The sequence below is a fragment of the Halorubrum sp. GN12_10-3_MGM genome, assembly GCF_005435235.1.
GTDB classification, from domain to species: Archaea; Halobacteriota; Halobacteria; order Halobacteriales; family Haloferacaceae; genus Halorubrum; species Halorubrum ezzemoulense.
Map to the genome: position 1 here is coordinate 1 of NZ_SGUB01000048.1, position 9,026 is coordinate 9,026.

The window sequence follows — 9,026 nt, forward strand, 5'->3', positions numbered from 1 at the left end:
GTATCCGGTAAACGTTATCTGCTCGTCACGGGGTTGATTGTTGCCGCCGACTGTGAGCGGGATGGTATCGCCGTCGACCGCGCTCGCGGTGGAGGCCGAGGCTGGGGCAGTGTTTTCGACGCCCGTCAAATTGATCGACACGTCGTCGACAGAGTCCCTCGAGTCCAGTTGGTACGTGTGTCGCGTCCCGTCGGTCGCCGGCCGGTCCTGAATCACGAGATCGCCGCCGAATGTGACCGTGTTCGTCGAGAACCCGCGGACAAAGAACGCGGCGGAGTCACCGCGGACCTGAAGCGGCTCCGTGTAGGTCCCGCCGTCCTCATGTGCGATGCGCGCGACACTCGGAACCTCTCCGTACGCGCCCTTGAACCACTCAGTTGGAACAGCAACCCATCGGCCGTCGTGCGTGCGATCGTCCGACAAGTTGAGCGCCGACTCGCCGTCGACGGTCGTCGTCTCGACGCGCATCGTCTGAGCGCCCGTCGACGCGTGAACAGTCGGGCTATCGTCCATCAAGTGCGACCCCGGCAGGACGTTGAGCCCGTCGATCGGTCCGCGATTGACCTCCTCGAGCTCGGTTCCGTCCGGAGTGACGATCGTCCCGTTGTTCGCGTCCGGTTCCTCCGGACCCGTTCCGGGAGCGAACGTCGGGAGCGTCAGCGCCGCCAAGAGGAGCGCGCCGACGACGACGAGCGTCCCGACCGGCAGGTCCTCGAGAGCGCTGTCGTCAGTCATCGGCAGGCTCACCTCCCTCCCCCCCGGTGGCCTCTACTCCGCTACGCGCGCGTGCGCAGCCCTCGCTGAGCGAGATTTTCAGCCAGCGACGCTCATCCTCCGGGAATTTGGCTATATCGTCCCAAACAACCTTGTTGAAACTTGTTTCGTTCCAGAAAATCAAATTCCCGACAGGACGACGGGAGAGCTGGTCTCGGATCATTGGTATCGAACTGAACCCGACGGGAGCCCGGTCGTTGTTCTCTTCTGCGGGGTTCGCGGTCCCGTCCGGCATGGAAATACGCCATTGGATCGTCCGACGGATCTTTGAATGGAGGTTCTCCTCGTGGTGTGCCAGGTAGAACAGGCTGAAATGGAACTTTCGAGAGTCTGCCATCACTTTCCGGAGTGCTTTCACCTTCTCGTAGGTCTCATGAACGTCCGCTTTGGCACTCTCCGGTGCGAGGTCCGCGGTCTCGTCGAACACCAGCGATGTCCAAAGGTAAGGGCCGTGTTCGATACGTGCGATAGCCCACGCGAACCACCAATGAACGAGCGGAGTGGGCTCTTTTTCCTCACTCGCGTTCCAACGTGCGACCCACTCGACTTTTCCATCAAAGTAGTCCGATTCATTGACGATCTCCTCACATCCGCTAAAGCTCGGGTCCGGGTAGACGACGTTGAAAGTCCCCGGTTTGAGCTTCTGATTCAGGTCGATCGGATCGTCGTAGTAGACGACTTCACGGACCTCCTCCTCGAGGTCAGCGTTGCTATCTTCTACTGTTCCGGATACCTCGATAGGCTTCCAGGAGGCCTCGTGTTTCGCCGAACTTGGAAGGAACAGCCTCGTCCAAGGCTTCAGCGGGAGCCACTCAGACCGAGTAGGGCTCCCGCGCCAAACGACCGCCTCGCTGTTCACTTCCATCAGACGAGTCGTCCAATAAAGTCCCCAAGTGGACTTTCCTGAGCCTTTCTCGCCGGTCGCGAGGAAGTTTGTACCACCGACTTGAGTGGTTCCACGGTCCTCCGTAGCCGACTCGTGGATTAGACAGTCCGGGTATGCTCGGAAATCATATGTGTCGCTGAACGGTTCAATACCGAATCGTCGGCGAATGTCCTTCGCGTCTGTCGCTTTGTTGTTCCATCCCGGCGGCTTATCCTCGACGTTTGGATACTCCGGATGTGATTGCTTAGTGTTCTCTCCCCAGGACTTCCCTTCCGGCGGCTTACCGGCTCTACCTCCGTCTTGATGTGCTTTCGCCATTGTTATCCTCGTTCCCATTTCCCCATGTCGCTGTCGACGTTCGCGGACTCGGACCCGCGGAGCGTCCGAGCCGCCGCATTACACGCGGGGAGAAGCGTGCTAACTGCGAATCTGTACCTCGTCAGCGTCGCTCCGTCGCTCTCGCTGTCGAGAAGCGCCTCCATGAGCGGACTCGACCGCTCTAGGTCGTTGACCGCTCCCTGAGGCTTCTCGCCGTTCGTGACCGCCGTCACGCTACGAAGCCAGCGAGTGACCTCGCGCCGCGAGTCGAATCCCGTCCAGAGATCTCGGAGCGCCTTCGATTGACCCGTGTCGAGCCGCTCGAACGCCGGTCGCATGAGCGGGTTCCGCTCGTTCTCCGGGTCGATCGTCACGCTCTCGTCGTCGTCCTCGAGGCGCTCTTTGGCCCGGTCGCGGAATTGTCGAAACGCGAGGTCGCACGCGTCGTCCATAGACTCAACGAGCCGCTGTCGAACGTACGGCCCCGTCTCACTCCGTCGGAGGAGATCGTCGAATACCGGCGACTCCGGCATGATATGTCTCGGCTCGAGAACGGACTCCACGTGTCCGAGCGTCCGGACCGACGCCGCTTGATACCACGAGAGCGCCATCCAAAGCGACGTAAACCCGTCCGCAAGCGGTTGAATCGGCGGGTCGCGCCGAACGTCGCCGTCGTAGAGTAGCCGGTCGTGGTCCCGGTCCAGGACCTCGAGCGCCGGTCGCGTCGACCGACGCGAGCTCGTTGAGCTACTCATTATCGCCCCCGTCCGCGCGAACGTCGCTCGTGTCCGACTCGTTCGTGTCCGGCTCAGGACCGCCGAGTGTCGGCTCCGACTCCGAGTCCGGCCGCGCTTCCACGTCGAGAAGCATACCGAGAGCCTCCTCGTTGAGCCGCCGCGTCACGGTCTTGTCCTGCCGGCCCTGGACCTCCCGCGCCTCGAGCGCCGTCGTCGTCCGCTCGCTCCAGGCGATTTCCTCGTACTCCTCGAGCGTTTTCGCGTCCGCGTGTTCTTGCTGGAGGATCGTGAGACTCGCGTCGGCCGTCACGTCGTGACGCGGCGCCGGAGTAAACTCGACGGAGCCCGGTTGAGCCTCGAGCGACTCCACCGCGAGAGCGACCGCGCCGAGAGCGGCGCCGACCGTCGAGATGTTCGCGACCGCTCCGCCGACCTTCCACCCGATAACAGGCAGCGCGAGCGCTCCGAGCGTCAGCGCTCCATAGAGGAGCTTCTCACCGCGCTCAGTCGTCTCCGGGTCGATTCTCCACCACACGGGCATACGACGCGCTAAGTGCGCCGCCGTGTGTTTGACGCCTTCTGAGTCCGGGTGGACATACACCTTCTCGGAGATACACCCCGTGTTCACGCGAACCCGCGTCGTAAGCGACGACAGGTCGAGCCGCGCCGCGTCTGAGAAGAATCGAGCGAGGAACGGCCCGACCCCCTTTTTCGGGATGTATCGGCCCCCCTCTCCGCGGACCATCGGGAGCCGCGGGAGGTCCTCATACAGCTCGTCGTGATAGTTCGACTCCGGGATCTCTATCGAGTCCGTTACCTCCGACGCGCCGCCGTCCGGAACCGCCTGCGGGTCCGACTCGCCGTCGCGTCCCTGCCGGAGCGCGATCGCGGAGGTGAGCTCTTTCCGCTCGAATCCGACATACTCAACGTCGGAGTGTATCTGGAGCCCGCCGCCGTACGCGATCACTCCGAGCGACAGGCCCATCAGGATATCCAGATTCGCGATTACGACCGCAACCTCGTAGTACGCGGCAGAGAGCGCGAGTCCACCGCCGAGGAGACCGAGGAACACCCACGCGCCCTTTCCGTATCGTGGCCCGGTCCCGGTTCGCTTGAGCGTCACTTTCGCGAGCGACAGCCCGAGAACGACCGCCGCGAGTCCAGGGAGAATCGCGACCCGGAACACGTATGTCCAGGCCTCCGCGAGCGTGTCGATCTGGACCTGTTGAGAGGCCGGCGCCGACGCGTGTTCAAACCGCCACGTCGCTCCGGGGACTCGCTCCCCGTCCCGCTCGAGCCATGCTGTCGCCTCTACCTGTTTATCGTAGTGCGACTGAAGCTCGACGTCGCTCGTTGAGTACCCCTGAGCGAAGTTGACGCCGATCCGCTGGACCGTCTGATTCGCGGCGTACTCCCGCGTCGAGCCGCCGACCTCAGTCGACTCCGGTTGCCAGTAGACGACGACAAACTCGTACTCGCCCGCCGCCTCTCCGTAAGCGTTACTGTAGAGCGTGAGAATGTCGCCGTTCAGCGTCTCTCCCGGCGACACTCGCTTTATACCATTACTGAGCGGGTTGATCGGAGTGTATTGGAGGATCACTCCGCCCATACCGATGTTCCGAGCCGACTCGGGAGCCGCGGAGCTCTTAACGCCGCCCCGTCGGAGCTCCTCGAGGCCGAACGGTCCCGGCTCGGACCACGTTGTGTTAGCCTCCGTCTGTGCGTGCCCGTGGGCCTCCACGGCCGCCGTTGCGTCCGTCTGAGGGCCTGCGGCGGCCGCCACCGGAACGAGAGCGCTCGCGACGAGAAACGCGGCGGTCGCGACGACCCACGCGCGTTTCATCGGCCCTCCTCGCTCTCGTCGGCCCTCCATCGGTTCGTTTCTTTCCGACAGCGACGACACTCGTGGTTCTCTCGGAGCTGACAGTCCAGTTCGTCGAGAGCTACAAGCCCAATCCAACCGAACCCTCCAGCGCCTATGAGGGAGACCGCACCTCCCGCCAAGTCGCCACTGCCGGCCATGTCGACGCCAAGCGAGAGGGCGATACCGGCCACTGCGAACGCTATCACAGCGACGCCCGTCATGGCTCGATGCTTCTCTTTGAGAGCGTCTCTAAGCCGCAGACGCCCCGATTTCGACTCCCAAGCATCTGCGATCCATTTAGCCTCGGAGTCCGTTTCGATCACCGCCATTAGTCGTCTCCCTCCGCGACCCCCGAGCTCGCGTAGATCCACGCCAGGACCGCGACGAGGCCGACCGCCGCGATCTCCCCGTTCGTGAGCTCGAGCCCGAGTCCGTCGAGCGCGATCACTCCGGCGCCGCCGCCGACGAGACCGCCGAGAGCCGTCGCACCGATATCCCATACCTCAGGTCCGAAGTACATCCCCCCGGCGAGACCGCCGGCTCCCGCGGCTCGCTCTCCGGTCAGCGACGACCGCACCGCGCGGAACGCCTTTTTCGGGTAGAGTAGCGCGTAGGCGAATACGTCCGTGTACTCGCCGAGGACGTACGCGAACCCGCCGAGAACGATCCACCCGAGGATCGCCTCCGTAGTCATGGCTGGCATCTATGCTCCCTCCGTTGACCGCCCTGTACCGCCTCGTTTCGTCGTGTTGAGTTTCATGAGTCGTCGATTGAATCCTCAATTTCGTTGCTCGCGTCCCACAGGAGCTTTATCAGGAGAATCGAGCCGGTGACAACCACCAACTGAGTCCCCCACCCCTCCGGGAGCGGACTTGATTCGCCGAGCGTCGAGACCAGCGAGGAAATGTAAAATAGCTGGTTGATGTTCGTCCACGCGTAGAGCGCGATCTGGTCGACGAACGGTATGTTGAATACCGCCGCGACAGCGCCGAACAGTCCAGTTATCAACGCTGGTGGGCTTTTGAGTGCGTCCGGTGCCATTGTTAGGTTCCCAAGATTCCCGCCGCCCCCGGTATCGCGTCAGCGATAACGAGGATCGTTCTCCGTCCGATCACAACGAACAGGTAGACCACCGCGACGACCTCCGCCGCGAGGATAATCGGCGCCGCCGGTCCGCCGATCGACGCGAATCCGACCAGCGCCTCCACGATCCGATCGACGACGCCGAGAATCCCGGTCCCGTCGACCGCCGACCCGCCGACTGTCGACCCGACGCCGACCAGCGTCTCTCCGACGAACAGCGGGATATCAGCGAGTCCGACCGTTCCGACCAGCCCTGGACCGTCGCCCTGAAAGACGAACACAATCAGGTCCAGAATCCCGACGACGACGCTCTCTAAGCCGCTAATGAGCGGCGACAGGACCGCTCCGAGGATGAACCCCTGAGGAGCGCTCGCGAACCGGAGAACCACGTCCGGCACGCTACTGTCGTCGCCGCCGTTCGGAGCCGCCGCCATGACTATCCACCTCCAGCGAACCTCGAGGCGGCCGACCTGAGCCCGACGCTCAGGACGTAGACCGACGCGAGGACGATCGCGACGTTGATCGGCAGGGAGAGGATCCCGAAGTTGGCGGTACTGAATTGGAACGCGCTTGAATAGGCAGATCCGACGGCACCGAGTGTTACCTCAATGAGGCCGGGGGAGTCGACCGTCGGGCGGCCGCCCGCTCCGAGCGGCTCCTCCCACCCTTCGATAAACCCGGCAAAGCCGCCAAATATCGATACGAACGCGTCCGCTCCCGCCGATATGAAATCAGTTACCCCCGCGACGACGGTCGCGATAGCGCTCGTTCCGATCGCCTTTCCTAGACGGCCCCATTGGACCGGGTTCGCCGCGTTCAGTATCGGATTCTCGCCGCTCGTGTCGCCGTTCAGGAACGTCAGGAGGCTACTGTCGCCGCTACTCGACACGACGACTCACCTCCTGAGTCCGCGGCGACGGGTTGCTCATTGGTCGTCGACCGCCTCCTCGTCGGCGCCGATGATCGGTACGTCGAACGGGAGGCCGGGGAACAGGTTGCCCGTCTCCTCCTCGTCGAGGAACGTCGCCAGGAGGTAGAGACTCCCAAGAGCGAGCCCGACTGTCAGGGGGAGCGCGAGGATACCTCCGAGTTCCGCGCCGAAAACCGACGTAATCGCGTTCTCGGAGATACGCGCGCCCGCTTTGATAAGCGCCGCTGGACCTGTGAGGAGCCCGTCGAACAGCGTCGAGATTGACTCGCCGGCCCCCTCAAAGGGAGCTGTCGCGAACGTCGCGATCGCGTCGATCACGTCGACGACCGCGACGACCGGCGAGATAAGCACCCCGAGAACCGAGCTCGTGAGAACACGCGCCGCCGACCCGCCCTCAGAGAGAAACGTCGTGATACCGCTCAGGGTATCGACTCCGCCGCCGTCTCCGAGGTTTAGCGGAGGCATATCAACCCTCCAGCGCCTCTTTGACCGGGTCCAGGAGTCCGAGCGCGTATGCTCCGACCGCGACGACCCCACCGATTAGGATGTTTTGTGTGCTAAACAACCCGCTCCCGCCGACTCCGGCGAAGATTCCGCCGCCGCCGGCCTGGTTGACCGTCGCGCCGACCTCGATATCGTCTGCCGACTCCTCGTCGGAGTCGCTCGCGTCCTCAGTTACGACGACACGGTAGGAGTCGTACTCGGTCGCGTTGACCGCGAACGTCTGTCGAACCGTATCGTTCGCGTCCGCTGAGGAGATCGTCCCCGAGTCGACCTCAGTCGAGAGTCCATCCGAGAGGCCGTAGACCGTGTAGTTGAGCGCGTCGCCGCTCGAGTTGGTGACCTCGAGGTACACGCTCTCCGTCTCGTCGTCGACGACCACCTCTCGGTCCGCGAGCTCCGCTCCGGATTGTGCGGCCGCCGGGACCGCCATTGATGTAAGGACCGCGAACACCAACAGCGTCGCGAGCCCTGTCTTTTTGATATTCATGCCACTCCTCCGAACGTACCGCTGGCTGTCTGAGTCATTTTGTCAGAATGGACATTATCGCCGTCCGAGGCGCTCTCTCGTAACTTTTCGACGTACTCGCGGAAGGCATCGCTGACTACGATCCCCGTCGGGTCCCAGCTCACGCGCCGGTCCCCCGCAGCTCCGTTTTCTCGGAGAGAAGGACGACCAGCCCGCCGAGGAGAACGAGGGAGACCCCGACCTCCGCCTTGTCGGCGAGCATCGCGAGGCCGCCGGCGAGCGTCACGAACCCCGCCTCAAGGTCCTCGTTGAGACCAAAACGACGAGCGACCGCCGTCACGCGTCCCCCCGGTGATTCCGCCAGTCAGTCCACCACGTCCCGCCGTCGTCGGACTCGTTCTCCGAGCCGGTGTCGTCGTCGTTCATGGCTTCGACAGCCGAACCGATCTGACGGCTCGACACGCGGACATCGCGGCGCCGTCGTCTAAATCACAGAAAATTGGGAGGTTTTGGGGGTCTATCTAAGAGGTTCTGTGGGTTCTGCCGATTTATTAACAGACAAGCAGAAGAGTTGGTATGGGCATTCAGAACCGGTTCGCCGACTGTCGCACCGCACAGGAAGGAGACGGCAGCGTGACCGTGACGATTCCGCGACCGCTCGCGGAGGAGTGGGAGATCGAGCAGGGTGATCAGATCCCGTTCTACGCGGAGGAAGGGTCGGATACGGCGGAGATTCGGCGGCCGGCAAAACGAAGCGACTGATAAGGTGTTACTCTTTTGTTGAAATCCTTAGAGACTGATAGGATAGCCGTGCGAGATACAGAGGATGAAGTCAGCATCAGAGCATTGTTATTTCAAATTAGCAGAATCAGGACTGAAATTGACCTTGTCGATGTCGAGAAATTAATTCATAGTTGGCCAGTAGTTTTTTGATAATAACAACACATTGTACACCATGCCGTTCCGTTCTCACCAAAAGATTCAGGTTCTCCACGTCGATGATGACCCCTCCATCACGGACCTGACAGGGACGTTTCTCGAACGCGAGGACGACCGCTTCGCTGTCCAGACAGCGACCAGTGCCGATGAGGGGTTGGAGAATATTAATGACCGCCCGCCTGACTGCGTCGTCTCGGACTACAATATGCCCGGCACGGATGGCATCGAATTCCTACAGGCTGTCCGAGAGGAGTATCCCGACCTCCCGTTTATTCTCTTCACCGGCAAGGGCAGCGAGGCAGTCGCCAGTGACGCCATTGCTGCCGGTGTCACCGACTATCTCCAGAAGGGGAGCGGCACCGAACGGTACGAACTCTTGGCCAACCGGATCCGCAATGCCGTTCGGACCCGCCGCGAAGCCGAGCGGGCCGACAGACAAGAACAGTTGATGCGATTGACGGAATTCAACGGTGATACAGGTGGTTTCGAACTGGACACAGAGAGCAATACTGTCGTGCTGACGG

General features: G+C 62.4%; 13 protein-coding genes and 1 pseudogene. 2 read left to right on the forward strand and 12 right to left on the reverse strand.

All coding sequences use genetic code 11. The features are described 5' to 3' along the window. The 12 genes and pseudogenes from EXE47_RS17885 to EXE47_RS17940 all read right to left on the reverse strand — a co-directional run. A pseudogene (locus EXE47_RS17885) lies at positions 1–735 on the reverse strand (hypothetical protein); the annotation flags it as partial. After that, a complete protein-coding gene (locus EXE47_RS17890) occupies positions 728–1,978 on the reverse strand; it encodes a hypothetical protein (protein WP_241997607.1) in 1,251 nt (416 codons plus the stop codon). The gene EXE47_RS17890 and the pseudogene EXE47_RS17885, both read right to left, overlap by 8 nt. Before the next feature lie 2 nt (positions 1,979–1,980). Further along, on the reverse strand, positions 1,981–2,733 hold the full coding sequence (locus tag EXE47_RS17895) for a hypothetical protein (RefSeq protein ID WP_137708596.1): 753 nt from the start codon (positions 2,731–2,733) through the stop codon (positions 1,981–1,983). Next, on the reverse strand, positions 2,726–4,558 hold the full coding sequence (locus EXE47_RS17900; protein WP_241997608.1) for a hypothetical protein: 1,833 nt from the start codon (positions 4,556–4,558) through the stop codon (positions 2,726–2,728). Before EXE47_RS17900 ends, EXE47_RS17895 begins: the two co-directional genes overlap by 8 nt. Further along, positions 4,555–4,908: a hypothetical protein gene (locus tag EXE47_RS17905; RefSeq protein WP_137708597.1), complete on the reverse strand. Its 354-nt coding sequence runs from the start codon at positions 4,906–4,908 to the stop codon at positions 4,555–4,557. The genes EXE47_RS17900 and EXE47_RS17905 overlap by 4 nt, the downstream gene beginning before the upstream one ends. Continuing rightward, positions 4,908–5,282: a hypothetical protein gene (locus EXE47_RS17910; protein ID WP_241997609.1), complete on the reverse strand. Its 375-nt coding sequence runs from the start codon at positions 5,280–5,282 to the stop codon at positions 4,908–4,910. The genes EXE47_RS17905 and EXE47_RS17910 overlap by 1 nt, the downstream gene beginning before the upstream one ends. A gap of 53 nt (positions 5,283–5,335) precedes the next feature. Beyond that, the gene (locus EXE47_RS17915; protein WP_241997610.1) at positions 5,336–5,620 is read right to left on the reverse strand and encodes a hypothetical protein; all 285 of its coding nucleotides are present in this window, start codon (positions 5,618–5,620) and stop codon (positions 5,336–5,338) included. A gap of 2 nt (positions 5,621–5,622) precedes the next feature. Beyond that, entirely contained in the window at positions 5,623–6,096 is a 474-nt protein-coding gene (locus EXE47_RS17920) for a hypothetical protein (protein WP_094583541.1), read from the reverse strand. Between the two features lie 2 nt (positions 6,097–6,098). Then, the gene (locus tag EXE47_RS17925; protein ID WP_137708598.1) at positions 6,099–6,551 is read right to left on the reverse strand and encodes a hypothetical protein; all 453 of its coding nucleotides are present in this window, start codon (positions 6,549–6,551) and stop codon (positions 6,099–6,101) included. A gap of 36 nt (positions 6,552–6,587) precedes the next feature. Beyond that, positions 6,588–7,130, reverse strand: coding sequence for a hypothetical protein (locus tag EXE47_RS17930; RefSeq protein WP_241997611.1), 543 nt, complete (start codon positions 7,128–7,130; stop codon positions 6,588–6,590). Continuing rightward, complete coding sequence (locus tag EXE47_RS17935; RefSeq protein WP_199237924.1) at positions 7,060–7,584, reverse strand: hypothetical protein; 525 nt, start codon at positions 7,582–7,584, stop codon at positions 7,060–7,062. The genes EXE47_RS17930 and EXE47_RS17935 overlap by 71 nt, the downstream gene beginning before the upstream one ends. Positions 7,585–7,723: 139 nt before the next feature. Continuing rightward, on the reverse strand, positions 7,724–7,903 hold the full coding sequence (locus tag EXE47_RS17940; RefSeq protein ID WP_137708600.1) for a hypothetical protein: 180 nt from the start codon (positions 7,901–7,903) through the stop codon (positions 7,724–7,726). 236 nt (positions 7,904–8,139) lie between these two features. Between EXE47_RS17940 and EXE47_RS17945 the strand changes: the two genes are divergently transcribed. Continuing rightward, complete coding sequence (locus EXE47_RS17945) at positions 8,140–8,325, forward strand: AbrB/MazE/SpoVT family DNA-binding domain-containing protein (protein WP_094494981.1); 186 nt, start codon at positions 8,140–8,142, stop codon at positions 8,323–8,325. A gap of 193 nt (positions 8,326–8,518) precedes the next feature. After that, positions 8,519–9,026 (forward strand): response regulator (locus EXE47_RS17950; RefSeq protein WP_137708601.1); only part of this gene is annotated, 508 nt, incomplete at its 3' end.

Bases quoted from the DNA above. Each gene is read 5' to 3' on its own strand.
- EXE47_RS17890 (WP_241997607.1), bottom strand. From the start codon at position 1,978: ATGGCGAAAGCACATCAAGACGGAGGTAGAGCCGGTAAGCCGCCGGAA.
- EXE47_RS17895 (WP_137708596.1), bottom strand. From the start codon at position 2,733: ATGAGTAGCTCAACGAGCTCGCGTCGGTCGACGCGACCGGCGCTCGAG.
- EXE47_RS17900 (WP_241997608.1), bottom strand. From the start codon at position 4,558: ATGAAACGCGCGTGGGTCGTCGCGACCGCCGCGTTTCTCGTCGCGAGC.
- EXE47_RS17905 (WP_137708597.1), bottom strand. From the start codon at position 4,908: ATGGCGGTGATCGAAACGGACTCCGAGGCTAAATGGATCGCAGATGCT.
- EXE47_RS17910 (WP_241997609.1), bottom strand. From the start codon at position 5,282: ATGCCAGCCATGACTACGGAGGCGATCCTCGGGTGGATCGTTCTCGGC.
- EXE47_RS17915 (WP_241997610.1), bottom strand. From the start codon at position 5,620: ATGGCACCGGACGCACTCAAAAGCCCACCAGCGTTGATAACTGGACTG.
- EXE47_RS17920 (WP_094583541.1), bottom strand. From the start codon at position 6,096: ATGGCGGCGGCTCCGAACGGCGGCGACGACAGTAGCGTGCCGGACGTG.
- EXE47_RS17935 (WP_199237924.1), bottom strand. From the start codon at position 7,584: ATGAATATCAAAAAGACAGGGCTCGCGACGCTGTTGGTGTTCGCGGTC.
- EXE47_RS17945 (WP_094494981.1), top strand. From the start codon at position 8,140: ATGGGCATTCAGAACCGGTTCGCCGACTGTCGCACCGCACAGGAAGGA.